We start from the raw sequence: 24,693 nt of genomic DNA on the forward strand, positions 1-24,693 counted from the left end.
GATCCGCGGGCTCAGATATGCCGGCCCCGGGTGGCCGAGCGCAGGGCGATACGGGTGCTGGTGCGCTCGGCGCCCGTCTCCCGTTTGATCGTACGGAGCAGTGCGTCCAGCTCCGCCGGGTTCGAGACCCGGGCGCGGACCAGGTAGTCGTACGCGCCCGTGATGTGGACGGCCTCCTCGATGCCCGGCAGGCCCACCACCGCCTGCTCGAAGGCGTCGTTGGTGACGCCCTGCCGCAGTGTCAGGTCGATGAAGACGGTCAGCCCGGTGCCGTTCTCCGCGGCCGGGTCGACGATCACCGTGAACCCGGCGACCGTTCCGTCGCGGACCAGCCGCCGCACCCGGTCGGCCGCCGCGTTGGCGCTGAGGCCGACCCGGATCCCGAGATCGCGGTAGGAGATCCGCGCATCCGTCCGCAGCACACCGAGGATTTCGCGGTCGAGAGCATCCATCCCGCGATTGTCGCAGCGGACGCCGGATCACGGCCGCATTAACCGCTTCCCCGGCCCCAGGCTGCTGCACCGGAAGCCCGGTGTCCGACAGCCGGGCACGGGATGTCACAGGACGTACGGAGGCCGGGATGGAGCATTTTCTGACGGCGGGGGCGGCCGGTGCCGTGGCGGGGCTCGGGGTCGCGGTGCCCCTGGGCGCGGTGGGGGTGCTCGTGCTCCAGCAGGCGATGCGCGACCGGCGGGCGGGGGCCGCGGCGGGGACGGCGGTCGCGGCGGTGGACGCGGGGTATGCGGCACTGGCGACGGCCGTGGGTCCGCTGGTCGCCGCGGCGCTCGCGGGAGTGGAGGCATGGGTGCGGCTGGCCGCCGCGCTGGTACTGGCCGGAATCGCGGCACTGGGGCTGCTGGCGTCCCGGCGGCCCGGGCCGGACGCCCCGGGTCCGGGGGCCGGACCGGAGGAAACCGTCGCGGGGACCCGGCCGGAGGAAACCGGCGCGGCGGCCGGACCGGAGGGAGCGGGCGCGGCGGCCGGACCGGAAGGAACGGGCGCCCGCCGGGTCTTCGTCCGGTTCGCCGTGCTCACCCTGGTCAACCCCACCACCGCCCTCTACTTCGCGGCGCTGACCACCGCGCAGGGAGCCGTGCTGCGCGGCGGCGCGTCCGGGGCGGTCTTCGTCCTCGGAGTGTTCACGGCCTCCCTCCTCTGGCAGCAGATCCTGGTGGCGGCGGGCGGCTTCGCGGGACCGCGGCTCCCGGCCCGGGCCCGGGTCTGGACCTTCCGGGCGGGGTACGGGCTGGTCGCGGGGTACGCGGTCGCGGTGGCGCTGCCGCTGCCCGCGCTCTGAGGCCCCGCACTCCAAGGCCCCGCGGTACGGGACTTCCGCGCTCCGGTACTTCCGCGCGCCGAGTCCCCGGGCCGGGGCACGGGTCCCGCGGAGACCCTCGCGCGGACCGCCCGTACCCGCCCGTACGGAGCACTCCAGCGCGACCGCCCCGGCCCGCGGCCCTTGACTGGCCGTGTGCACCCCGCCGCCAACAGCTCCTTCGCCGCGTACCGCAACCTCATCACGGCCACCGTGGGGTTCACCCTCACCTTCTGGGCCTGGAACCTCGTCTCACCGCTGAGCGGCTACTACAAGGACCATCTGCACCTCGGCTCCTTCGAGCAGTCGCTGCTGGTCGCGGTCCCCGTACTGGTGGGGTCGCTGGGGCGGGTCCCGGTGGGCGCACTGACCGACAAGTACGGCGCCCGGCGGATGTTCCCGCTGGTCAGCGCGGCCACCATCGTCCCCGTACTGCTGCTGATCCCGGCGAAGGACTCGTACGGGGCGATGCTCGCGACCGGTTTCCTGCTCGGGCTCGGCGGTACGACGTTCGCCATCGGGGTGCCGCTGGTGAACTCGTGGTTCCCGCCCGGGCGGCGGGGCCTGGCGATCGGGATCTTCGGTATGGGCATGGGCGGGGTCGCCCTCTCCGGCTACTTCACCCCGCGCATCGCCGCACACGGCGAGGACCTGCCCTTCTACCTGGTCGCCGCCGCTCTCGCCGGTTACGCGGCCCTCGCCGCCGTACTGATCAACGACCGGCCGGACCGGCCCGTGCCCACCGAACCCTTCGGGGTCCGGCTGGCACGGGCCGGGCGGCTCCGGGTGACCTGGGAGCTGTCCGCGCTCTACGCCGTCGGCTTCGGCGGGATCGTCGCGTTCGGCGTCTATCTGCCGACGTACCTGCGGACCTGGTACGGGCTCGACCCGACCGACGCGGGGACCAAGGCGGCCGGATTCGCCCTGGTGACCGTGGTGTTCCGGCCGCTCGGCGGCTGGCTGTCGGACCGGGTCCACCCGGCGTACGTCACCTCCGCCGCCCTCGGCCTGGTCGCGCTGACGGCGATCTTCCAGGCCTTCGACCCGCCGCTGATGCCCGGCGGCACCGTCGCGCTGCTGCTGATGGCGGCCGGTCTCGGCGCCGCTTCCGGCAGTGTCTTCGCCCTGGTGGCACGGGTGACACCGCAGACACAGGTGGGCAGTGTCACCGGAATCGTGGGCGCGATGGGCGGCCTCGGCGGCTTCGTCCCCCCGCTGGTGATGGGCGCGATCTACAGCGCGAAGGGCTCGTACTCCATCGGTTTCATGCTGCTGTCGGATCTGGCGCTGGCGGGCTGCGTCTACGCGTACGGCCGGATGCGCACGGCCGGAACGACGGCCGGAGCGACGGCCCGGACGAAGCCTGCTCCGGGCCCGGCGGATACCGGGGGCGCGGCGGGGACCTCGGGGAACTCCGGACTCAGGGGCTGACAGGGGTCCACCGGACCGGTCCCGGGCGGAAGAATGGGCGGATGCCCGGCCACCCGGCCACCATCGATGGAGGACGACCCGACGTGACGGATCAGGCGAGGGACCGCACACCTGCGCAGACGGATACCGAGACCGGGACAGGGACCAGGACAGGGACAGGGACCGGGACAGGGACAGGGACCGGGGCGGACGGCGGACCGGCGAACAGCACCCCGGCGAACAGCACCCCGGCGGACGGCGGGCCGGGCGGCGGTGACCCGGGCGACCTCTTCCCCGGTCTGCGGCCGTCCTCCGGCGCCTCCGCACGGCCCGCCCTGCGGTTCGGTGACCGTGCCCTGACCTACGGGCAGCTGGCGGCCGCGGCCGGGACCCTGGCGGTACGCATCGGCGGCGCGCGGCGGGTCGCGCTCTGGGCAACCCCCACCCTGGAGACCGCGGTCGGCACCGTGGCCGCGCTGCTCGCCGGTGTCCCCGTCGTACCGCTGAACCCCAGGACCGGCGAGCGGGAGCTGGCACATATCCTCGGCGACAGCGCACCGGCGCTGGTGCTGGCGGCACCGGGGGACGAACTCCCCGCCGCCCTGGGCGCGGTGGAGCGGGTCGACGTCGACCCGGCCGTCCCGGCGGGACCGCCGCCCGCCCCGGCCGGACCGCCGCCCGGGCCCGGCGCCCCGGCGATGATCGTCTACACCTCGGGGACGACCGGACCGCCGAAGGGCGCCGTACTGCCCCGCCGGGCGATCGCCACCAGCCTGGACGCCGTCGCCGACGCCTGGCAGTGGACCGCGGACGACGTCCTCGTCCACGCTCTGCCCCTGTTCCATGTCCACGGTCTGATCATCGGGATCCTCGGCCCGCTCCGCCGCGGCGGCGCGGTCCGCCACCTCGGCCGGTTCTCCGTCGGCGGGGTGGCCCGGGAGCTGGCCGCCGGCGGCACGATGCTCTTCGGCGTACCGACGATGTACCACCGGATCGCCGAGGCGCTCGACGAGGACCCGGCCCTGGTGAAGGCGCTGGCGGGGGCCCGCCTGCTGGTGTCGGGGTCGGCCGCGCTGCCGCTCCCCGACCACACCCGGATCACCGCGGCCACCGGCCGCCGGGTGGTCGAGCGGTACGGCATGACGGAGACGCTGATGAACACCAGCGTGCGCGTCGACGACCCGCGGCCCCGGCCCGGATCGGTCGGAGTGCCGCTGCCCGGGGTGGAGTTGCGGCTGGTCGACGAGGCCGGGGCGGCGGTGGCCGCGTACGACGACGAGACCATCGGCGAGATCCAGGTCCGCGGCGGTCATCTCTTCAGCGGCTATCTCAACCGGCCGGAGGCGACCGCCGCGGCCTTCGACGGCGACTGGTTCCGGACCGGCGACATGGCGGTGCGCGACGCGGACGGCGCGGTGCGGATCGTCGGCCGCAAGGCCACCGACCTCATCAAGAGCGGCGGTTACAAGATCGGCGCCGGGGAGATCGAGAACGCGCTGCTGGACCATCCCGGGGTGCGGGAGGCCGCGGTGACCGGGGAGCCCGATCCCGACCTCGGCGAACGGGTCGTCGCCTGGATCGTCCCGGCCGCCGCCGATCCGGCCGGCCGCCCGACGCCGGAGGAGCTGACCGCGCATGTCGCGGGACAGCTCTCGCCGCACAAGCGGCCGCGCGAGGTGCGGTTCCTCGACGCGCTGCCCCGCAATGACATGGGCAAGATCATGAAGCGGGCGCTGGGCTCCCGGGCGGCGCGGGGCTGAGCTCCGCACGCCAGCGCCGTGCCGGGGCGTCGTCCTCGCCGCCGCGGAGGCGGACGACGGCCCGGGCGCCCACTCCGGGGGCGGCGGGCACCACGGCGAGCCGGTCGTCGCGGCGGGCGAGCAGTTCGCCGCCGGACGTCAGCGTGTAGCGCAGCCGGAGGCCGCCGCCCTCCCCGGCGGGGGTGGCGGCACCGCGGGGGGACGTGCCCGCGCCGGGAGTTGCCGGGCCGTCCCCGGGGGACCCGCTGCCGCCGGAAACCGGGCCGCCGACCGGGGAGGCGCCCGCGCCCGGAGTGCCGGGTGTGCCGGGTGGGGCGCTGTTCGGCGCGCCGGGCAGGGTGCCGGGCGGGGCGCCGCCGACCGGCCGTGGCTCCCGGTCGCAGGGGCTCAGGGCGAGGACACCGTCGGGCAGCCCCGAGTCCAGACAGAGCGCGGGGGCGGCGGCGTTGCGCAGGAGTCCGTCGGCCTCGTACGTCCACCGCTGGCTGAGCCGCCCCGCGCAGATCTCGGTGACCGCGTCGGCGCCCCGGCGGGCGATGCCGTCGCGGATGTCGAGGCAGAGCCCCGACGCGGTGTGGCGCAGCCGGGCGGTGAAGGGCCCGGCGGGCGGCGCGGGGCCGGTGGACGGCGGGGCCTCGGTGCCCGGGACGGGCGGGCGGTGCGCCCGGGCCGTCCTGCCGTCACCGGCCCGGAGGTCCGGGCCGAAGGCGGCGACCAGGGCAAGTCCGGCGAGCGCCGCGGCCCCGGCGAGCAGGGCGGCGGCCGGGCCGGGGCGGCGGGGCCGCCGGGCCCGGGACCCGGTGGCGGCGCGGCGGAGACCGGGCGCGGAGGTACGAACGGGCGGAGGCGTACGGGCGGGCGCGGACGTATGGGCGGGCGCGGGCGTACGGCCGTCCACCGGGGCGCGGACATCCGGCGGGGCATGGCCGTCCGCCGGGGCGCGGACATCCGCCGGGGCACGGAGGGAAAGGAGGGTGCGGGCGGCCGCGACGGTACGGCTCCGGGGGCGGCGGCGGGACCGGCGGCCGGGAGCACGGTCTCCGGCGTCACGGGCACCGGCCGGGGCCCCCTCGGCGGTGCCCTCGCGCAGCGCCGCGAGCCTGCGGCGGGCGGGCCGCGAGTCGTAGTAGGGGCGGGCGGCCCGGCCCAGCAGCGCCTCGGCGAGCAGCAGGCCCAGCCGGCCGCCGGTGTGGTCCAGTTGACCGGCGGCGAGCCGGCAGTGGGAGCAGTGTGCCAGATGCTCCGCCAGCCCGGGCGCGGACGCCCGGCTTCCGCCCCGGCGTACGGCGGCGTCGAGCAGCTTGTTGTAGTGACGGCAGTCGTCGTCCGGTGCCAGCTCCCGGTGGGCGCGGAGCACCGCGGCGCGGAACGCCTCCCGGGCCGGTTCCCGCCGGGCGGCGGCCGTTCGGGGGTCCACGGCCAGCAGGGCGGCGGGGACGGACACGCCCTCCCCCTCCGCTTCGGTGTGCCAGAGCAGGGTCTGGTCGGCGCCGGGCAGGGTGCGGAACGCCCGGGCGGTCAGGGCCCGGTCGCCGTCGCCGGTGAAGATCACGGCGGGTACCGCCCGGCCGGTCCCGGGGTGGCGGAGCCCGGGCAGCGCGGCGACCTGGCCGTCGGCGGCCCAGGCGGCACCGGTACGGCGGGCGGCGGTCAGCAGCAGCGGGCGGAGCGCGGCGGTCGTCCGCACCCGGCGCAGTTCGTCGAGGACCGTGCCGAAGGCAGCCGTGGTGAGCAGGGACGCGGCCTCGGGGGACGGGGTGACGACGGAGGCGTAGTCGAAGACGGGCCGCCAGTGACGCGCCGTCAGTACAGCCACGGGCCGGGCGGTCCGCGCGGTGTCGCGGGTCCGGAGCGCGGCGGCGAGTATCTCGTCGGAGGCGGTGGCCGGGGGTGCCGGAGGCTGGGGGTGAGGGTGGGATCCGGGGGGCGGAGGCTGCATCAGACGTCTTTCCGTCCGGGGCACGGTGTGGTGGTACGGCACCGGAGGGCGGACGGCCCGGACGGGGGTCGGGCGGGGAAGCGCGCTGGTCCGACGCGCGGGGCAAACGGAGGGCTCTGGTCCTGACGGTCCTGGCGGTCCTGGCGGTTCTGCCAGATCCGGCGGTTCTGACAGTCCTGGCGGTCTTGGCGGTCCGGGCGCGAGGGGGCTCACCTTTGCACAATCGCCACGGACGGAACAAGAGTTCCCCATCCGGAAAGAGACTTGGCCGTTCATCGACAAAGCAAAGAACTCCCTCCCTTCTGAACGGAGTCGACCGGAGCGGCGGACGGCGGTGGACGGCAACGGCCGGCGGGCGCGCACGACCTGTCATATCCGGGCGGAAAACGCCCCGGCGGCCCGGTTCCCGCCAACCACCCGCACTCCACCGGCCGTTCGGCGCCCGGCCGGGCGCGGCGGCTGGTGATGCGTACGGCATCCGGCCGCAGGGCGTAACGGCCATGCCCCGTCACGCGGTATCGGTCACGCACTCCGTCTCACAGCGTGACGGTCACGACCTCCGTGGCCTTCACGCTCGTCCATACCGGTACGCCCTCCGCCAGCCCCAGCTCCGCCGCCGCCTGCGGGGTGATCTCGGCGATCAGGTCGGGCACCCGGGGCGAGGTCACCAGTACCCGCAGCCGGCCGCCGGACGCGGTGATCTCCCGTACGGTCCCCGGCCAGACGTTGCGCGGGCTGCCCGCGGGCCGCTCCCGGTGGACCGCGACCGCCTCGGGGGCGATGACGGCGAGCACCCCGGTCCCGGCGGGCGGCGGTTCGGCGACGACCAGCCGGCCGCCGTCGCGCAGGGCCAGGGACCCGTCGGCCGCGGCGGTGCCGGGCCAGGCGTTGCGGCCCAGCATCCGCGCCACCCACGGGGACCGCGGCCGCCGCGCGACCTCGGCGGGCGGACCGTCCTGGAGGGCCTCGCCGTCGTCGAGCACCAGTACCCGGTCGGCCAGCGACAGGGCCTCCACCGGGTCGTGGGTGACGATCAGGCAGACGCCGCCGAAGGAGTCGAGATGGCGGCGGAGCAGATGGCGCACCCGGGCGCGGGTGGTCTGGTCGAGCGCGGCGAGCGGCTCGTCGAGCAGCAGCAGCCGCGGGCGGGCCGCCAGCGCCCGGGCGAGCGCGACCCGCTGGGCCTGGCCGCCGGAGAGCTGGGCGGGCCGGTGGTGGGCGAGGTGCCCGACGCCGAGGCGGTCCAGCCAGCGCCGGGCCTCGCGGCGGGCCTCGGCACGCGGAACGCCGTGGGCGCGCAGCCCGTAGGCGGTGTTGCCGAGGGCGGTCAGATGGGGGAAGAGGGCGCCGTGCTGCGGCACCCAGGCGACGGCGCGGCGGTGCGGGGGCAGGCCGGTCACCTCGTGGTCGCCGAGGCGGAGCACGGCATGGGCGCGGGGTGTGAGACCGAGGAGGGCGCGCAGCAGGGTGGTCTTCCCGGCGCCGTTGGGGCCGACGACGGCGACGGTGGTGCCGGGGGCGGCGTCGAGACCGAGCCGGGTGAAGCCGGTGACCTCGGCGTGCAGGGACCACCGGGCGCCGCCGGGCGGCTCGCCCGGGCCCGTCCGGTCCCCGCGCTCCTCCGCCGGAGCGTCCTCCAGGCCGCCGGGAGCGGTATCCGGATCCGCCGGGCCGCCGTCGGGCTCCCCCGGGTCCCCGGGCTCCGCCGCCCGGGCATCCGCGGGGGCCGCCTCGCGGCGGTCGGCGGACGCGCCGCCGGTCCACCGGCCGCGCAGGGCGATCAGTACGGCCATGGCGATCGCGAGCAGCAGCAGCGAGACCGAGGTCGCCGCCGCCGGTTCCTCCTGGAGCAGCAGATAGACCTGGAGCGGAAGGGTCTGGGTGACCCCGGGGAGATTGCCCGCGAAGGTGATCGTCGCCCCGAACTCGCCGAGCGCCCTGGCCCAGGTCAGCGCGGCGCCCGCGATCAGCCCGGGGGCGGCCATCGGCACGGTGACGGTGAAGAACACCCGGAGCGGGGAGGCGCCGAGGGAGGCCGCGGTCTCCTCGTACTCGGGACGCAGCCCGTTCAGCGCGCCTTCCAGGCTGATGACGAGGAACGGCATGGCCACGAACGTGGCGGCGACCACCGCGCCCGAGGTGTGGAAGGGCAGGGTGATCCCGAAGGTCTCCTCCAGCCAGGGCCCGAGCAGCCCGCGGCGGCCGAAGCCGAGCAGCAGCGCCACACCGCCGACGGTCGGCGGCAGCACCATCGGCAGCATCACCAGGGTCCGGACGAGCGCCTTGCCGGGAATGTCGGCGCGGGCGAGCAGCCAGGCCAGCGGCACCCCGAGCACCAGGGAGAGCCCGAGGGCCCAGCAGGACACCAGCAGGGAGAGCCCGAGGGCCTCGGTCACTCCGGGGCTGGTGAGATGGTCCGCGAGTGCGGACCATTCGGTACGGGCGAGGATGCCCACCAGGGGCAGCAGCAGGAAGCCGACGGCGAGCAGCGCGGGCAGGGCGAGGGCGACGGGCACCCCGGCCCGCCCGGACCCGCGCCGGGCGGGACGGGCGGGGCGGCTGCCGGTGCGCTTCATGGACTTCCTGTTGTACGGCCCACGGGGGGCGGCTGGCTAAGGGATCCGGACCGCGCGGTCCGGGACCGTACGGGTCAGGGCTGCTGGAAGCCCGCGTCGCGCAGGATCTTCTGCGCTTCGGGGCCCTGGAGCCAGGTCACGAAGGCCGCCGCGGCGTCCGCGTTCTCGGTGGTCTTCAGGGTGGCCGCCGGGTACTCGGCGACGGCGTTCTGGGCGTCCGGGATCTCGATCGCGTCGACCTTGTCGGCGGCACCGGCCGCGTCCGTCCGGTAGACGAGCCCGGCGTCGGCCTCGCCCAGTTCGACCTTGCTGAGCACGGCGCGGACGTTGGGCTCCTGGGAGACCGCCTTCACCACGATCTTCTGAGCGCCGAGGATCTGCGCGCTGTACCGGCCCGCGGGCACCTCGGGCGCGGCGAGGACCACCTTCAGCTTGGGGTCGGCCAGGTCCTTCAGGGCGCCCACCTTGTGCGGGTTGCCCTCGCCGGTGGCGATGACGAGCCGGTTCTTCGCGATGATCGCGGGGGTGCCGGTCTCGCCCTTCAGCCCGTCCATGGTCTTGGTGTCGGCGGTGACCAGGGCGTCCGCGGGGGCGCCCTGCCGGACCTGGGCGGCCAGCTCCTGGGAGCCGGCGAAGGAGAAGGTGACCTTGCTGCCGGGGTGGGCCTTCTCGTAGGCGGCCCCGGCGGTCTTGAACACGTCGGTGAGCGACGCGGCGGCCAGTACGGTCAGGTCCGCCTTGGCGGACTTGCCGGCGTCACCGCCGCCGTCACCGTCGTCGCCGCAGGCGGCGAGCGGTACGAGAAGGGCCGCGGCGGTCAGCGCGAGGATCGCGCGGCGGGCCCGGCGGCGGACGGGAACGGGGCCGGTGTTCGGGGAGGAGGACATGCGTCGGGGCTCCTTCAGGGACGGTCGATATGGACGCTGGTCGACTTCACACGGGCGGTGGCCTGCATCCCGACCTCCAGGCCCAGCTCCTCGACGGCCTCCCGGGTCAGCAGGGAGACCAGCCGGTGCGGTCCGGCCTGGATCTCGACCTGGGCGGCGATATCGCCGAGCTTGACGGCGGTGACGATGCCGGGGAAGGCGTTACGGGCCGAGGTGTACGAGGGCTCGCCCTCGGCCTCGCCGCCCTGGGCCAGCTCGACGGCGAATGCGGCGAGATCCCGCCCGTCCACGAGCCGGCGGCCGCTGTAGTCGCGGTGCGTGGCGACCCGGCCCGCGTCGGCCCAGCGGCGGGCGGTGTCGGGGCTGACACCCAGCAGCTTCGCGGCCTGACCGATCGTATAGGACTGCATATGCGACAACATAAGTGAGCCATGCTTGCATCTACAAGGCAATATCCCTGATCCCCTTGCGTATGCGAGGTTCTACGGCTCCGTGCCCCGGGGCCGCTTGACCCGGCCGCCGGGCGGGCGGAGACTCGAATTGCGCGCCCGGCACCGGCGCGCCGCGGCCCCCGCGCAGGCGCCATGAAGGCCCCGGCCAATCCCCTCCGGCCGGGGCCTTCACCGCGCGGGCAGTCGAGGGGTCAGCCCTCGTCGCCCCCCTCGGGCGCCGACGGCTCGACGGGCTGCCGTACCCGCGCCTTCAGCGCCTTCTCCACCGCGTACCGGCTCTCCCCGAGGGCCAGGGCATGGGCGGTGATCGCGGACTGGACGGCCGCGGCGGTCTCCACCGTGAGCCGCCCCTCACGGATCTCCTGCCAGGCCCGGGTCTCCAGCGCCACCAACTCGTCCGTCAGCTTAATTTCAGCCATGGCCGAAATCCTATGCCGTGCTGTCCGGCGACCGGGGCAGGGCGGTACCGGCGGCACCGGCGCGGTATCCGGCACCCCCGCGGGCCGCCCTGCCGGTGAGACGGATCCGGCTCCGGGACGTATCGAACGGCGCCGGGCAACACCCCTTACCCCTTCCCGCGAACGGAGTCGGCGCACAGGGGGCGGAACACGGGGCGCGCACTGGAGCATTCGCCGCCGATTTCCCGGTGATAGGGGATTCAAACCTCCAACTTTCCCATCTTTCCTGCTGAAATGAACGTAATCTACAGATCAGCCAGATGAGTCAGCGTCACCCGCACCACTGGAGTACCGCGATGGCAACACCGATGACCGCCGCGCAGTTCGAGGCCGCACTCCGCGCCGAGGGGGTGACGGTCCGCGAGGTCGGCAGTTGGCAGACCCACACCCGTACCGCGGCCGGCCGCCCCTGGGGCCCGGTGCACGGCGTCATGATCCACCACACCGTGACCGAACGCCCCACCGATCCGGTCCAGCTCTGCCGCGCGGGCTACACCGCCCTGCCCGGCCCCCTCTGCCATGCCGTGATCACCAAGGACGGCACGGTCCATCTGATCGGCTGGGGCCGCACCAACCACGCGGGCGGCGGCGACCCCCGCGTCCTGGACGTGGTCAAGGCGGAGTCGTACGGCGACCGGCCCCCCGCCCCCACCAAGGGCAACAAGGACGGCATCGACGGCAACCGCCACTTCTACGGTTTCGAGTGCGAGAACCTCGGCGACGGCAAGGACCCCTGGCCCGCGGCCCAGCTGGAGGCCATCGAGCGGGTCTCGGCCGCGCTCTGCCGGGTCCACGGCTGGTCGGCGAAGTCGGTGATCGGCCACCGCGAATGGTCGGACGACAAGGTCGACCCCAAGGGCTTCACCATGCCGGACCTGCGCGCCCGGATCGCGGACCGCCTCACCGGCCGCCCCACCCCCAAGCCGAAGCCCCCGGTCCCGCCCAAGCCCCCCAAGCCGGTGGTCGACCTCTCCCGCCTGATCGCCGCCGCCCGCCGCGACCCGGCCCGCCCCGGCACCCCGGTCAGCTACCCCGGCGTCACCACGGTCGAAAAGGCCCTGGTCAAGGAGGGCCTGCTGACCGCAGGCCTTGCCGACGGCCACTACGGCACCGCCACCAAGGACGCCTACGCGGCCTGGCAGCGCCGCCTCGGCTACTCGGGCACCGACGCGGACGGCATCCCGGGCGCGACATCCCTGCGCAAACTGGGCAGCAAGCAGGGCTTCACCGTGACGCCCTGAACCAGGCCCCGGCGCGGCGTCCGCGATCACTCCCGGACGTCGCGCTGATCCACTTCCTTGAGCACGGCGGCCACCGTCACGAAGTCGTTGTCCACATGGAGCACGGTGTGCCCGTGGTGGACCGCGGTCGCACACACCAGCAGGTCGACAGCGCCCGCGGAGCGATGCTGCCCGCGCTGGGTGAGCTTGTACTGGGCGGCGTCCACCCAGCGCCAGGCGCCCTTCGGTACGGGCGCCGTCGCACACAACTCATCCAGCTCACCGGCGAGTTCGTCCCGGTGCGCGGGCCCCGTGGCCGAGTAGAGGAACTCCGTACGGGTGGGCTCACAGACGGCGAACGCGCCGGCGGCGATATGCCCCTCCCACGACCGCAGCGCACCCGGCGTGCGCAGGAGATACCAGAGCGCCGAGGCGTCCAGGAGATATGTGATCACTCGAAGGCCGCCCGGCGGGCCTGCTTGGCGGCCCGGTGGGCGTCGGCAGCAGCGTCGAACTCGCCCCGCGCACCCCGTGCCGCGAGCTTGTCGGCCGCCTCCAGCCGCTTGATCCGGGCCACATAGTCCCGCAGGGCGTTGTTGACCGTCTCCTTCTTGGTCACCGTCCCCATCAGGCGCATGGCCTCGGCCAGCGCCTCGTCGTCGAGGTCGATCTGCGTTACGGACATCCTCGCCACCCCGCTCCATCAACGTCCACTACATACATAGCAACGGTACATGACCAACATTCCGCACAAGCGTCATGCCCCGGGAAGGAAAGAAGATGCGCCGGACCACCGTCGACCTCGACGACGAAGCCCTCGCTGCGGCCGCCGCGGAGCTCGGTACCACGACCGCCGGCGACACGGTCAACACCGCGCTGCGAGAGATCGTCGAACACCGCCACCGCCTGCGGGGCCCGCGCGAAATCCAGGAGGAAAGCCGGTAATGCCGGGACGGGGGGCTGCGCCCGGCGCGATGCCCCCCGTCGGCGCGATCCCCGAAGTAGGAACGGTTCTCCGACCGTTCCGGCGGTGGGGCGGGTGGGACTCGAACCCACGGCCGACGGATTATGAGTCCGCTGCTCTAACCGGCTGAGCTACCGCCCCTAACGGCGCGTCGCGCACAAATGTGCGCGCCGTCTGCCGCAGCATAGCCGGTCATACGATCTCCTGCCTCGGATGGTCCGGCCTCGCTCGCAGGTGAAGACTCCGCCGCGGCCTGCACGGTTCCCCTCGGCACAGAAATCACCCCGATCCCGGGAGCGAACTCCTCCAACACCGCGCCGGGGCGGGGAAACGGAGCGGCCGCGATGCCGCCCGGCGGTGCCGGAAAAGCGAAAAGGACCCTGGACGGGTCCTCTCGCTCTCGCTGCTCCCCCGGCTGGACTCGAACCAGCAACCCTCCGGTTAACAGCCGAATGCTCTGCCAATTGAGCTACAGGGGATCGCGCTCCCCCGACTGGACTCGAACCAGTAACCTGCCGGTTAACAGCCGGCTGCTCTGCCAATTGAGCTACAGGGGATTGCTGCGTGTGCACCGAACGTACCTACCGGAGGCTTCCCGGAGGGCGTGTGCTCGCTGCGACACATACATTAGCGCAAGCAGGGGGGTGCTCCGCCAATCGGTAGGGTCCCGGTTGATCACGGCCCGTTCCGGGCAGGCGGCCAACGGGCACCGTCGTACGTCAGGGAAGGGTGGAGAGCCATGCGGTACAAGCTCACGTTCCTCGCCGGGCTCGGGGTCGGCTACGTGCTCGGCACGCGGGCGGGCCGCGAGCGGTACGAACAACTGCGGAAGTCGGTACGGGAGCTGTCGCAGAACCCGGCCGTGCGGAACGCCGCCGAGTCCGCCGCGCAGAACGGCCGCGATCTGGCCGGCAAGGCGCTCCATGTGGTGAGCGACAAGGTCGGGGACAAGGTCCCGGGATCCGTCGCCGAGCGGGTGCGGTCGCTGCGGGAGCGCGGACAGCACGGCGAGGACGACTGGGGCACCAGTAATACGTAGCCGGTAGTACGCAGCCGGGCCGGGGGTGCCCGCCGGGGCGCCCCCGGGGGCCCGCCGGGCCCGGGCCGGACGCGGATCCGGCGGTGGGTGCCGTACCCGGTCGCCGGGTGCGGCAGAATCCTCCTCCATGGGGATAGTCGCCGGCCTGGACAGCTCGTCCGCCTTCACCCGCATCGTCGTCTGTGACACGGATACGGGTGCCGTGGTGCGCCAGGGGTACGCCCCGCACCCCGTGGATCCGAAGGCCACCGAGGTCGATCCGCAGTCCTGGCTGCTCTCGCTCGGCGAGGCGGCGGCCGGCGGGCTGCTGGAGGGCGTCCAGGCCATCGGGGTCTCCGCCCAGCAGCACGGCCTGGTGGCCCTGGACGTACAGGGCGCCCCGGTGCGGCCCGCGCTGGTCGGCAACGACCGGCGGGCCCAGGTCGCGGCGGCCGATCTGATCGACGCCCTGGGCGGGCAGCAGGCCTGGGCGGAGGCCGTCGGCTCCGTACCCCAGGCGGCACTGCCGGTGGCGAAGCTGCGCTGGCTGGCACGTTCGGAGCCGGAGACGGCCCAGCGGGTGGCCGCCGTGCTCCAGCCCCACGACTGGCTGGTGTGGCAGCTGCTGGGCCGCCCGCCGCGGCGGACCACCGACCGGGGCGGGGCCTCCGCCACCGGCTACTGGTCGGCGGCGACCGGCGGCTACCGGGCGGACCTGGTCGAGCTGGCGCTCGGCCACCACTGCGAGCTGCCCGAGGTGCTCGGCCCGGCCGATGCCGCGGGCACCACCCCCGAAGGGCTGCTGATCTCCGCCGGGACCGGCGAGACCATGGCCGCCGCCTTCGGCCTGGGCGTCGGCCCCGGTGATGCCGTGGTGTCGCTGGGGGCCTCCGGCTCCGTCACGGCCGTCCACCACGAGGCGCTGGCCGACCCCGGCGGAATGATCACCTCGTACGCCGACGCGGGCGGTATGCACCTGCCGGTCGTGCACACCTCCAACGCGGTCCGGGTACTGCGCGGCACCGCCGAGATGCTCGGGCTCGACGATCTGGGCGCCCTGTCCGATCTGGCCATGAAGTCCACCCCCGGGGCATCCGGCCTGGTCCTGCTGCCGTATCTGGAAGGCGAACGCACGCCCCGGCTGCCGCACACCGCGGGCACCCTCTCCGGGCTGCGCCGGGAGTCGATGCGCCCGGAGCATCTGGCGCGCGCCGCGTTCGAGGGCATGCTCTGCTCGCTGGCCGACGCGATGGACGTACTGCGGGCCCGCGGGGTCCAGGTGCGCCGGGTGTTCCTGCTGGGGGCGAGCGCCGATCTGCCCGCGGTGCGGTCGGCCGCGCCCGCGATCCTCGGTGCCCAGGTCGTCGTGCCGCAGCCCGCGGACTACGCGGCGATCGGCGCGGCCCGGCAGGCGGCATGGGCCCTCGGCGTATCGCGCGGCACGCTCTCCCCCGCGTCCCCGCCGGTCTGGCAGCCCGCGGCGCTGGAGGTGCTGGACCCCGGCGAGGAGGCCGCGGTGGGCACGGCGGTGCGCCAGCAGTACGGGGCGACCCGCGACCAGCTGCACCCGGGCGCGTTCCCGCCGGTACCGGCCGCGGCCCCGGTCCACGGCGGCCCCGGATTCGGCGGTTCCGGCGCGGGCCCGGCCGATCTCGGGCTGGGCGGCATCCTCGGCTGACCGCGCGGAGGCGGCCTTCCCCGGCAGGTGATCCGCGCGGGGGCGGTTGCGCCGTGGGCGCGGGGCGCTCGCGGCGCGGCCGTCCGGGCTTGACCCGGGTTTGGAATTAAATACCTGGGGTTCGGCGGCCCGGTGCCCCAAGATGGACCGGGGCCGCCGTCTCCGGATCCGCCGTGCCCGGGCACGTGACCGCCCGGCCGGGCGGGCTGTCCGCGCCGCTCGCAGCCCCGGGACCGCCCCGCCGACCGCGAGAGACAGCACGTGCTGATACGACTGCTCCGGACCCATCTGCGTCCGTATTCGAAACCGATCGCCCTGCTGGTGCTGCTGCAACTGCTGCAGACCAGCGCGACCCTCTATCTGCCCACCCTGAACGCCGACATCATCGACGACGGTGTGGTCAAGGGCGACACCGGCCTGATCCTCCGGCTCGGCGGGCTGATGCTCGCCATCAGCCTGGTGCAGGTGGTGTGCAATATCGGGGCCGTCTACTACGGCGCCCGGACGGCCGCCGCCCTCGGCCGGGACGTGCGGGCCGCCGTCTTCGACCGGGTGCAGAGCTTCTCCGCCCGTGAGGTCGGACGGTTCGGGGCGCCTTCGCTGATCACCCGGACCACCAATGACGTCCAGCAGGTCCAGATGCTGGTGCTGATGGCGTTCACGCTGATGGTCTCGGCGCCGATCATGTGCGTGGGCGGCATCGCCATGGCCCTCGGCCAGGACGTCGCGCTCTCCGCCGTACTGCTCGCCGTCGTCCCGGTGCTCGGTATCGCGGTCACGGTGATCGTGATCCGGATGCGGCCGCTCTTCCGGACCATGCAGGGACAGCTGGACACCGTGAACCGGGTGCTCCGCGAGCAGATCACCGGAAATCGTGTGATCCGCGCCTTCGTCCGGGACGCGTACGAGCGGGAGCGCTTCCGCGCCGCGAACGCCGACCTGACCGGTGTGTCGATGGCCACCGGCCGGCTGATGGCGCTGATGTTCCCGACGGTGCTCACGGTGGTCAACCTGTCGTCCGTGGCCGTGGTCTGGTTCGGTGCCCACCGCATCGACAGCGGCGCGATCCAGATCGGCGCGCTGACCGCGTTTCTCGCCTATCTGATGCAGATCGTGATCGCGGTGATGATGGCCACCTTCATGTTCATGATGGTGCCGCGCGCCGAGGTCTGCGCCGAGCGGATCCAGGAGGTGCTGGCCACCGAGTCCAGTGTGGTGCCGCCGCGGCGGCCGGTGCGCGAGCTGACCCGGCACGGGGCGCTGGAGCTGCTGGACGTCGAGTTCCGCTACCCCGGCGCGGAGGAGCCCGTACTGCGGGGGGTCTCGCTGGCCGCACGGCCCGGTGAGACCACCGCGATCATCGGGTCCACCGGCAGCGGCAAATCGACCCTGCTGGGTCTGGTGCCCCGGCTCTTCGACGCCACCGGCGGCCGGGTACTGGTGGACGGAGTGGACGTCCGGGACCTCGATCCGGCGCTGCTGACCCGGACCGTCGGGCTGGTGCCGCAGAAGCCGTACCTCTTCTCCGGCACCGTCGCGTCCAATCTGCGGTACGGGAATCCCGGCGCGAGCGACGAGGAGCTGTGGCGGGCCCTGGAGGTGGCCCAGGCAGCCGATTTCGTCCGGGACCTGGAGGGCGGTCTGGACGCCCCGGTCGCCCAGGGCGGGACGAACGTCTCCGGCGGGCAGCGGCAGCGGCTGGCAATCGCCAGGACCCTGGTACAGCGCCCGGAGGTCTATCTCTTCGACGACTCGTTCTCGGCGCTCGACTACGCCACGGACGCGGCCCTGCGTTCGGCGCTGGGTGCCGAGACCGCGGAGGCGACGGTGGTGATCGTGGCCCAGCGGGTCGCGACCATCCGGGACGCCGACCGGATCGTGGTCCTCGACGAGGGCCGGGTCGTCGGCAGCGGTACGCACTACGAACTGATGGAGCGGAACGACACCTACCGGGAGATCGTGCTCTCCCAGCTGACGGAGGCTGAGGCCGCATGAGCGGGCCACGCATGATGACGGCCGGCTCGGCGGAGCGGTCCATGGACTTCAAGGGGTCGGGCAAACGGCTGCTGCGGCGGCTCGCGCCGGACCGGGCGCTGCTGTGGGTGATGCTGGCGGCCGCGGTGCTGAGCGTCGGGCTCTCGGCGGTCGGCCCGTGGGTGCTGGGCCGGGCGACCGACCTGGTCTTCGCCGGGGTCGTGGGCCGGCAGACCGAGGGGGGCACCGGCAAGGAGGAGGTGATCGAGGGGCTGCGGGCCGACGGCGACGACGGACTCGCGGACATGCTCTCGGGCGTCTCCTTCACACCCGGCGAGGGCATCGACTTCACCGCGGTGGGGCAGGTGCTGCTGGTCGCGCTGGTGCTCTTCCTCTTCTCGGGTCTGCTGGCGCTGGTCGCCTCCCGCTGTTCGATCAAAGTGATCAACCGGGCGGTGTACCGGATGCGGGAGGACGTCCAGGCGAAGCTGGAGCGGCTGCCGCTGTCGTACTTCGACCGGGCCAAGCGGGGCGAGGTCCTCAGCCGGGTCACCAATGACATCGACAATGTCTCCCAGACCCTCCAGCAGACGATGGGGCAGCTGATCAACTCGCTGCTGACGATCGCCGGTGTGCTGGTGATGATGTTCTGGATCTCGCCGCTGCTGGCGCTGGTCGCCCTGGTGACGGTGCCGGTGTCGGTGGTCGTGGCGGCCCGGATCGGCAAGCGGTCGCAGCCGCACTTCGTCCAGCAGTGGAAGTCGACGGGCAAGCTGAACGCGCATGTGGAGGAGATGTACTCCGGGCATGCGCTGGTGAAGGTCTTCGGGCGGCAGGAGGAGTCGGCCCGGGAGTTCGCCGGGCAGAACGAGGAGCTGTACGAGGCCGGTTTCCGGGCCCAGTTCCACAGCGGGATCATGCAGCCGGTGATGTTCTTCATCTCGAATCTGAACTATGTGCTGGTGGCCGTGGTCGGCGGGCTGCGGGTGGCGTCCGGGACCCTGTCGATCGGTGATGTCCAGGCGTTCATCCAGTACTCCCGGCAGTTCTCGATGCCGCTGTCGCAGGTCGCCTCGATGGCGAACCTGGTGCAGTCGGGCGTGGCCTCGGCGGAGCGGGTCTTCGAGCTGCTCGACGCCGAGGAGCAGCGGCCGGACCCGGTGCCCGCCGAGCTGCCGGGCACGGGACCGGTGGGACTGCGCAAGTCCGCGGCCGGGACGGCGACCGGGGAGACGGGCGGGGCGGGGCGGCCCGCGGGCCGGGTCGAGCTGGAGAAGGTGTCCTTCCGCTACGAACCGGACCGGCCGCTGATCGAGGACCTGTCGCTGCGGGTGGAGCCGGGGCAGACGGTCGCGATCGTCGGTCCGACGGGCGCGGGAAAGACCACACTGGTCAATCTGCTGATGCGGTTCTACGAGGTCACGGGCGGGCGGATCACCCTGGACGGGGTGGACGCGGCCTCGCTGCCGAGGGACGAGCTGCGCTCCGGAATCGGCATGGTGCTCCAGGACACCTGGCTGTTCGGCGGCACGATCGCGGAGAACATCGCCTACGGCGCGGCCCGCGAGGTGACCCGGGCCGACATCGAGGAGGCGGCGCGGGCGGCGCACGCGGACCGGTTCGTCCGGACCCTGCCGAAGGGGTACGACACGGTCATCGACGACGAGGGCGCGGGTGTCAGCGCCGGTGAGAAGCAGCTGATCACCATCGCCCGGGCATTCCTCTCGGACCCGGTGATCCTGGTTCTCGACGAGGCGACCAGCTCGGTCGACACCCGTACCGAGGTACTGATCCAGAAGGCGATGGCGAAGCTCGCGGAGGGCCGGACGAGCTTTGTGATCGCGCACCGGCTCTCCACGATCCGGGACGCGGACGTGATCCTGGTGATGGAGGGCGGCCGGATCGTGGAGCAGGGCACGCACGGCGAGCTGCTGGCGGCCGGCGGCGCCTATGCGCGGCTGTACTCGGCGCAGTTCGCCCAGGCGGTGGCGGAGGTCGACTGACCGTCCCTTCCGGGCCGCGCCGGAACGGGCCGGGCTCCTGCGGAGGCCCGGCCCGGGGCGGTGCGGTGCGGTGCGGTCAGTCGAGGTAGCCGCGGAGCTGGTCGGCGAAAGCGTGGTCGCGGAGCTTGTTGAGGGTCTTGGATTCGATCTGGCGTATCCGTTCCCGGGTCACACCGAAGATCCGGCCGATCTCCTCCAGGGTCCGCGGTCTGCCGTCGACCAGCCCGTACCGCAGCTGCACCACCTTGCGCTCGCGCTCGCCGAGGGTGGAGAGCACGGCCTCCAGATGCTCCCGCAGCAGCAGGAACGCGGCGGATTCGACGGGGGACGCGGCATCGCCGTCCTCGATGAGATCGCCGAGCGCGACATCGTCCTCCTCCCCCACCGGCGCATGCAGGGAGACCGGTTCCTGGGCGAGGCGCAGTACCTCGCCGACCCGTTCGGGCGGCAGGTCGAGCTGGGCGGCGACCTCTTCGGCCGTGGGCTCGTACCCGCGTTCCTGGAGCATCCGGCGCTGGACCCGGACCACCCGGTTGATCAGCTCGACCACATGGACCGGGACCCGGATGGTCCGGGCCTGGTCGGCGAGGGCGCGGGACATGGCCTGGCGGATCCACCAGGTGGCGTACGTGGAGAACTTGTAGCCGCGGGCGTAGTCGAACTTCTCCACCGCGCGGATCAGCCCGAGATTGCCCTCCTGGACCAGGTCGAGCATGGTCAGTCCGCGTCCGACGTACCGTTTGGCGACCGAGACCACGAGCCGCAGATTCGCCTCGATGAGGCGGCGCTTGGCCATCCGGCCGAGGACGACGAGCCGGTCGAGGTCGACGGCGAGCCGGGAGTTGTTGATGTCGGGGGTGCCGGCGAGTTTCTCCTCGGCGAACAGTCCCGCTTCGACGCAGCGGGCCAGCTCGACCTCCTCGGCAGCGGTGAGCAGGGGGATACGGCCGATCTCCCGCAGATACTGCCGGAACAGATCGGAGGACGGCCCGCCGCTGTCGGCCCGGGTCAGCGTCCTGGCGGCCTCCGGCACATCGACGGCATCGGCCTCCTCCGTCCCTTCGGGATGCCCCGGCGGCAGGGCCTGCGCGGGGACGGCGGGCAGGGTGTCCGCCGGATCGCCCCGGGACCCGGTGGAAGTGTCGGCGGGGGGCGGGGGCTGGCCGAGGGTCCGGGTCCGGGTCTGCACGGGGCGACCTCCAGGGTGGTCACTGCCGGTCGAGGGCGTGCGGCAGCGGGACGGCTGCGGACGGGCCGCGTCCGTCCCGTACAGGGTGAGCGGATCCGCGGACTGGAGACCCACCTGCCGGTGGACCGGCCGCGCTCCGAGGACTCGGGCACCGCCCCCAGTGTGGAGTACGGCACATCCTCACCACGAGGGTCGTGCGATGTTTTTTTGAGTCCGTTCCGTGACCGTGCGATTACCCTGACGCTTCGCCTCCGGCGCGGCCGCGGATACGGGCCCGGGCCCGTCCGGCGGGCGCTACCCGGGGAGCGGGCGGTGCCGGGGAGCGGGCGCTACCCGGGGAGCGGGCGGTGCCGGGGAGCGGGCGGGCGCCGCCCGGGGCCGGGCCCCTCCGCAGGGGACGGCGCGGCCGGACCGGGGGTCAGAGCGCCGCGGCGCCGTGGTTGCGGAGGGACTGGGCGTACTGCTGGAGGACCCACAGCTCGTTCTGGACGGCCGCGTACTGCTCGGGGTCGGCGCTCTGGCCGAGGCGGGCCAGGGTGCCCTGGACCTCGGCGATCCGGCGGTCCACGGCCCGCAGCCGGACCTGGACCAGCTGGACCCCGGCATAGGTCTCGTCGATGGTGCGGCAGTGGATCGCCTCCACCGCCAGCTCCGTCACCAGGGCGCGGACCGTGTCGTCGGGGGCGGCGTCCCGGACCAGGGCGAGATAGCCGGCCGCGTCCGCGGTGCCCTGCTCGGCGCCGCCCGCCTCGGCGATGGTCTGCCGGACCGCCGCGTACGGCGGGGCGGTGAACTCGTCGATGCCGTAGGCGTCGAAGGCGGGCGAGACCAGCCCGGGGTGCTGGAGGGCCAGCTTGAGCAGTTCGCGCTCGGTGCGGTGGGCGGGGCTGCGGAGGTTGAGCGCGGGACCGGCGGCGGGCCGGTCGGCGGGTGCTCCGGCGGCTTCGGGACCGGGGCCGCGCCGGTCGCCGCCGGGGCCCTGCGGGCGGCCGGGGCCAGGGCCGGGGCCGCGTCCGCCGCGGTCGCGGGCCCAGCGGGCGAGCTGGGCGACCCGCTTGACGACGAACTGGGTGTCGAGGATCCCGACCATGCCCGCGAGCTGCACCGCGGACTCGTGCTGGATCGCGATGTTCTTGATGCCGGCGACGATCGGCGCGGCCTCGTCGAGGGCGGCGGCCCGGCCCGCCGGGGTCTCCAGATTGTGGCGCTTCACCAGCTGGCGCAGGGCGAACTCGAAGAGCGGGGTACGGCTGCCGACCAGTTTCCGGACCGCTTCGTCGCCGTCGGCGAGCCGCAGCTCGCAGGGGTCCATCCCGCCGGGGGTGATCGCGATGGAGGTCTCGGCGGCGAACTTCTGGTCGTCCTCGAAGGCGCGCAGGGCGGCCTTCTGGCCGGCCGCGTCACCGTCGAAGGTGAAGATCACCTCGGCGGTGGCATGGTCCATCAGCAGCCGTCGGAGGATCTTGATGTGGTCGCCGCCGAACGCGGTGCCGCAGGTCGCGATGGCGGTGGTGACTCCGGCCAGATGGCAGGCCATCACATCCGTGTAGCCCTCGACGACGACGGCGCTGCTGGTCTTGGCGATCTCCTTCTTGGCCAGGTCGATGCCGTACAGCACCTGGGACTTCTTGTAGATCGCGGTCTCGGGGGTGTTGAGGTACTTGGGGCCGTTGTCGGTCTCGTAGAGCTTGCGGGCGCCGAAGCCGACGACGTCGCCCGCGATATCCCGGATCGGCCACATCAGCCGGCCGCGGAAGCGGTCGATGGGACCGCGGCGGCCGTCCTGGGAGAGCCCGGAGAGGGTCAGCTCCTTGTCGCTGAAGCCCTTGCCGCGCAGAAAGCGGGTGAGGTGGTCCCAGCCCTGGGGGCTGTAGCCGACGCCGAAGTGTTCGGCGGCGGCCCGGTCGAAGCCGCGTTCGGCGAGGAAGGCGCGGCCGGTCTCGGCCTCCGCGCCGTTCTCCAGCTGGTCGATGTAGAACTGGGCGGCGACCTTGTGGGCCTCGATCAGACGGATGCGCTCACCGCGCTGGTGGGAGGGGTTGTACCCGCCCTCCTCGTAGCGCAGGGTGATCCCGGCCTTGGCCGCCAGCCGCTCGACCGTCTCCGAGAAGGTGAGGTGGTCGATCTTCATGACGAAGGCGATCGTGTCGCCGCCTTCCTGGCAGCCGAAGCAGTGGAAGAGCCCCTTCGCCGGGCTGACCTGGAAGGACGGTGACTTCTCGTCGTGGAAGGGGCAGAGGCCCTTCAGATTCCCGCCGCCCGCGTTCCGCAACTGGAGGTACTCGGACACGACGGAATCGATCGGGACCGCGTCCCGTACCGCCTTGACGTCGTCATCGTTGATCCTGCCTGCCACGCGTGAAGTCTACGGCGCCGCGGCGGCCCTCCCGGGGGCCTGTGGACAACCGTCCCCGGGAGGGCCGCCGGACCGGGTCAGCCGGAGTCGCGGCCGGTCAGCTCGGTCAGGGGTACGGACGGGTCGGCCAGCGCCTCGGGGTCGACCGGGGCGCCGGACCTGATCAGCTCCTGCACCGGCCCTGTGACGTCCCACACATTCACATTCATACCGGCGAGGACCCGGCCCTCCCGGAGCCAGAAGGCGATGAACTCGCGCTTCGCGGCGTCCCCGCGGAGCACGATCTGGTCGTAGCTGCCGGGCGGCGCCCAGCCGGAGTACTCCAGGCCGACGTCGTACTGGTCGGAGTAGAAGTACGGGACGCGGTCGTAGACCGTCTCCCGGCCCAGCATGGAGCGGGCGGCGGCGGGCCCGCCGTTGAGGGCGTTGGCCCAGTGCTCGACCCGGATCCGGGAGCCCAGCAGGGGGTGTTCGGCGGCGGCGACGTCCCCGGCGGCGTAGATATCGGGGTCGGAGGTGCGCAGGGCGGCGTCCACGGCGATCCCGCCGCCGTCCGCCCGGTCCACCACGGTGAGGCCCGCGGCCTCGGCGAGGGCAGTGCGCGGGGCGGCGCCGATCGCGGCGAGCACGTCGTGCGCCGGGTGCTCCTCGCCGTCGTCGGTACGGACCGCGAGGACCATGCCGTCCTGGCCGGTGATCCCGGTGAGCCGGGCGCCGAAGTGGAAGGCGACCCCGTGCTCGGTGTGGAGATCGGTGAAGAACTGGCCCAGCTCGGGGCCGAGGACATGGTGCAGGGCGGTCGGCTCGGGCTCGACGACGGTCACCTCGGCGCCGTAGCCGCGGGCCGCGGCGGCGACCTCCAGGCCGATCCAGCCCGCTCCGGCGATCACCAGCCGTCCGTTCTCCCGGCCGAGCCCGGCCAGCACCTGGCGGAGCCGGTCGGCGTGGGCGAGCCGGCGGAGGTGGTGGACCCCGGCCAGCCCGGTGCCGGGGACGTCGAGGCGCCGGGGTTCGGCACCGGTCGCCAGCAGCAGCTTGTCGTAGTGCAGGACCGTGCCGTCGCCGAGGCGTACGGAGTGGGCCGCGGGGTCCACCGCGACCACGGTCTGGCCCAGGTGCAGCTCCACGTCCGCCTGGGCGTACCAGGCGGGTTCATGGACGAAGACGCTGTCCCGGCTGTCCTTGCCCTGAAGGTAGCCCTTGGACAGCGGTGGGCGTTCGTAGGGGTGGTCGCGCTCGTCGCCGATCAGGATCACCCGCCCGGTGAAGCCCTCCGCCCGCAGGGTCTCGGCGGCCTTGGCCCCGGCGAGACCACCACCGACGATGACGAATGTCTGCTCTCCGTCGACCACTTGATGCCTCCTCTTGTGCCTTCGCGTCGCCGGCCGCGGCCCGCTCTGCCCGCCGCGCAGCCTGGTGCGAGCGTCCCGCACGGAGCGGAGCGGCGGAAGAGGGAGTGCGCCGGGCGTGTCTCCCCCGGGGCCCATTCCGCGG

The 24,693-nt window shown here is 73.7% G+C and carries 19 protein-coding genes, 3 tRNA genes and 1 pseudogene; 9 read left to right on the plus strand and 14 right to left on the minus strand.

Translation table 11 applies throughout. The annotated features are described in order from the left end of the window. Nucleotides 1–11: 11 nt before the first annotated feature. On the minus strand, nucleotides 12–452 hold the full coding sequence (locus ACWDR0_RS04120) for an Lrp/AsnC family transcriptional regulator (protein ID WP_456350056.1): 441 nt from the start codon (nucleotides 450–452) through the stop codon (nucleotides 12–14). Between the two features lie 128 nt (nucleotides 453–580). Here ACWDR0_RS04120 and ACWDR0_RS04125 point away from each other — a divergent pair, with 128 nt between their 5' ends. The 3 genes from ACWDR0_RS04125 (at nucleotide 581) to ACWDR0_RS04135 (ending at nucleotide 4,485) form a co-directional block, all read left to right on the plus strand. Beyond that, entirely contained in the window at nucleotides 581–1,297 is a 717-nt protein-coding gene (locus tag ACWDR0_RS04125) for a hypothetical protein (protein ID WP_456350057.1), read from the plus strand. A 174-nt stretch (nucleotides 1,298–1,471) separates the two neighbouring features. Further along, nucleotides 1,472–2,746 (plus strand): MFS transporter, encoded by a 1,275-nt coding sequence (locus ACWDR0_RS04130; RefSeq protein WP_456350058.1) that lies wholly within the window; start codon nucleotides 1,472–1,474, stop codon nucleotides 2,744–2,746. Between the two features lie 278 nt (nucleotides 2,747–3,024). After that, nucleotides 3,025–4,485 (plus strand): acyl-CoA synthetase, encoded by a 1,461-nt coding sequence (locus ACWDR0_RS04135; protein WP_456350164.1) that lies wholly within the window; start codon nucleotides 3,025–3,027, stop codon nucleotides 4,483–4,485. Here the strand turns inward: ACWDR0_RS04135 and ACWDR0_RS04140 are convergent. The 5 genes from ACWDR0_RS04140 to ACWDR0_RS04160 form a co-directional block, all read right to left on the minus strand. Next, nucleotides 4,445–6,424: a ricin-type beta-trefoil lectin domain protein gene (locus tag ACWDR0_RS04140; protein WP_456350059.1), complete on the minus strand. Its 1,980-nt coding sequence runs from the start codon at nucleotides 6,422–6,424 to the stop codon at nucleotides 4,445–4,447. The two genes, ACWDR0_RS04135 and ACWDR0_RS04140, sit on opposite strands and share 41 nt — an antisense overlap. 536 nt (nucleotides 6,425–6,960) lie before the next feature. Further along, entirely contained in the window at nucleotides 6,961–9,000 is a 2,040-nt protein-coding gene (locus tag ACWDR0_RS04145) for an ABC transporter permease (protein ID WP_456350060.1), read from the minus strand. Nucleotides 9,001–9,074: 74 nt separating this feature from the next. Beyond that, nucleotides 9,075–9,887 carry a molybdate ABC transporter substrate-binding protein gene (modA, locus tag ACWDR0_RS04150; RefSeq protein ID WP_456350061.1) on the minus strand — a complete coding sequence of 271 codons (813 nt, stop codon included), beginning with the start codon at nucleotides 9,885–9,887 and terminating at the stop codon, nucleotides 9,075–9,077. Nucleotides 9,888–9,901: 14 nt separating this feature from the next. Continuing rightward, on the minus strand, nucleotides 9,902–10,297 hold the full coding sequence (locus ACWDR0_RS04155) for a TOBE domain-containing protein (RefSeq protein ID WP_456350062.1): 396 nt from the start codon (nucleotides 10,295–10,297) through the stop codon (nucleotides 9,902–9,904). A gap of 233 nt (nucleotides 10,298–10,530) precedes the next feature. Next, nucleotides 10,531–10,758 carry a hypothetical protein gene (locus tag ACWDR0_RS04160; protein WP_456350063.1) on the minus strand — a complete coding sequence of 76 codons (228 nt, stop codon included), beginning with the start codon at nucleotides 10,756–10,758 and terminating at the stop codon, nucleotides 10,531–10,533. A gap of 335 nt (nucleotides 10,759–11,093) precedes the next feature. Here ACWDR0_RS04160 and ACWDR0_RS04165 point away from each other — a divergent pair, with 335 nt between their 5' ends. Continuing rightward, on the plus strand, nucleotides 11,094–12,038 hold the full coding sequence (locus tag ACWDR0_RS04165; RefSeq protein ID WP_456350064.1) for an N-acetylmuramoyl-L-alanine amidase: 945 nt from the start codon (nucleotides 11,094–11,096) through the stop codon (nucleotides 12,036–12,038). Nucleotides 12,039–12,064: 26 nt separating this feature from the next. Here the strand turns inward: ACWDR0_RS04165 and ACWDR0_RS04170 are convergent, their stop codons facing one another. Continuing rightward, on the minus strand, nucleotides 12,065–12,472 hold the full coding sequence (locus ACWDR0_RS04170) for a PIN domain-containing protein (protein WP_456350065.1): 408 nt from the start codon (nucleotides 12,470–12,472) through the stop codon (nucleotides 12,065–12,067). After that, on the minus strand, nucleotides 12,469–12,702 hold the full coding sequence (locus ACWDR0_RS04175; protein ID WP_456350066.1) for a type II toxin-antitoxin system VapB family antitoxin: 234 nt from the start codon (nucleotides 12,700–12,702) through the stop codon (nucleotides 12,469–12,471). Before ACWDR0_RS04175 ends, ACWDR0_RS04170 begins: the two co-directional genes overlap by 4 nt. Before the next feature lie 95 nt (nucleotides 12,703–12,797). On the opposite strand from ACWDR0_RS04175, the pseudogene ACWDR0_RS04180 reads away from it, so the two are divergent. Beyond that, nucleotides 12,798–12,950 (plus strand): annotated as a pseudogene (locus ACWDR0_RS04180) (type II toxin-antitoxin system VapB family antitoxin); the annotation flags it as partial. A gap of 98 nt (nucleotides 12,951–13,048) precedes the next feature. On the opposite strand, the gene ACWDR0_RS04185 reads toward ACWDR0_RS04180, so the two are convergent. The 3 genes from ACWDR0_RS04185 to ACWDR0_RS04195 all read right to left on the minus strand — a co-directional run bounded on the left by ACWDR0_RS04185 (nucleotide 13,049) and on the right by ACWDR0_RS04195 (nucleotide 13,538). After that, nucleotides 13,049–13,122, minus strand: a tRNA-Ile gene (locus ACWDR0_RS04185). A 265-nt stretch (nucleotides 13,123–13,387) separates the two neighbouring features. Beyond that, a tRNA-Asn gene (locus ACWDR0_RS04190) sits at nucleotides 13,388–13,460 on the minus strand. 5 nt (nucleotides 13,461–13,465) lie between these two features. After that, nucleotides 13,466–13,538: transfer RNA gene (locus ACWDR0_RS04195), tRNA-Asn, on the minus strand. 182 nt (nucleotides 13,539–13,720) lie between these two features. On the opposite strand from ACWDR0_RS04195, the gene ACWDR0_RS04200 reads away from it, so the two are divergent. The 4 genes from ACWDR0_RS04200 (at nucleotide 13,721) to ACWDR0_RS04215 (ending at nucleotide 19,654) form a co-directional block, all read left to right on the plus strand. Continuing rightward, nucleotides 13,721–14,020 (plus strand): YtxH domain-containing protein, encoded by a 300-nt coding sequence (locus tag ACWDR0_RS04200; RefSeq protein WP_456350067.1) that lies wholly within the window; start codon nucleotides 13,721–13,723, stop codon nucleotides 14,018–14,020. A 127-nt stretch (nucleotides 14,021–14,147) separates the two neighbouring features. Further along, the gene (locus ACWDR0_RS04205) at nucleotides 14,148–15,677 is read left to right on the plus strand and encodes an FGGY family carbohydrate kinase (RefSeq protein WP_456350068.1); all 1,530 of its coding nucleotides are present in this window, start codon (nucleotides 14,148–14,150) and stop codon (nucleotides 15,675–15,677) included. A 261-nt stretch (nucleotides 15,678–15,938) separates the two neighbouring features. After that, nucleotides 15,939–17,672: an ABC transporter ATP-binding protein gene (locus tag ACWDR0_RS04210; RefSeq protein WP_456350069.1), complete on the plus strand. Its 1,734-nt coding sequence runs from the start codon at nucleotides 15,939–15,941 to the stop codon at nucleotides 17,670–17,672. Continuing rightward, entirely contained in the window at nucleotides 17,669–19,654 is a 1,986-nt protein-coding gene (locus ACWDR0_RS04215) for an ABC transporter ATP-binding protein (RefSeq protein ID WP_456350070.1), read from the plus strand. The genes ACWDR0_RS04210 and ACWDR0_RS04215 overlap by 4 nt, the downstream gene beginning before the upstream one ends. A 76-nt stretch (nucleotides 19,655–19,730) precedes the next feature. On the opposite strand, the gene ACWDR0_RS04220 is transcribed toward ACWDR0_RS04215, so the two are convergent. The 3 genes from ACWDR0_RS04220 to ACWDR0_RS04230 all read right to left on the minus strand — a co-directional run bounded on the left by ACWDR0_RS04220 (nucleotide 19,731) and on the right by ACWDR0_RS04230 (nucleotide 24,551). Next, nucleotides 19,731–20,843, minus strand: coding sequence for an RNA polymerase sigma factor (locus tag ACWDR0_RS04220; RefSeq protein ID WP_456350071.1), 1,113 nt, complete (start codon nucleotides 20,841–20,843; stop codon nucleotides 19,731–19,733). 418 nt (nucleotides 20,844–21,261) lie between these two features. Next, nucleotides 21,262–23,199 (minus strand): DNA primase, encoded by a 1,938-nt coding sequence (dnaG, locus tag ACWDR0_RS04225; RefSeq protein WP_456350072.1) that lies wholly within the window; start codon nucleotides 23,197–23,199, stop codon nucleotides 21,262–21,264. A 77-nt stretch (nucleotides 23,200–23,276) separates the two neighbouring features. Next, nucleotides 23,277–24,551 (minus strand): NAD(P)/FAD-dependent oxidoreductase, encoded by a 1,275-nt coding sequence (locus ACWDR0_RS04230; RefSeq protein WP_456350073.1) that lies wholly within the window; start codon nucleotides 24,549–24,551, stop codon nucleotides 23,277–23,279. Nucleotides 24,552–24,693 lie beyond the last annotated feature (142 nt).

The sequence above is a fragment of the Streptomyces sp. NPDC003691 genome (genome assembly GCF_053981115.1).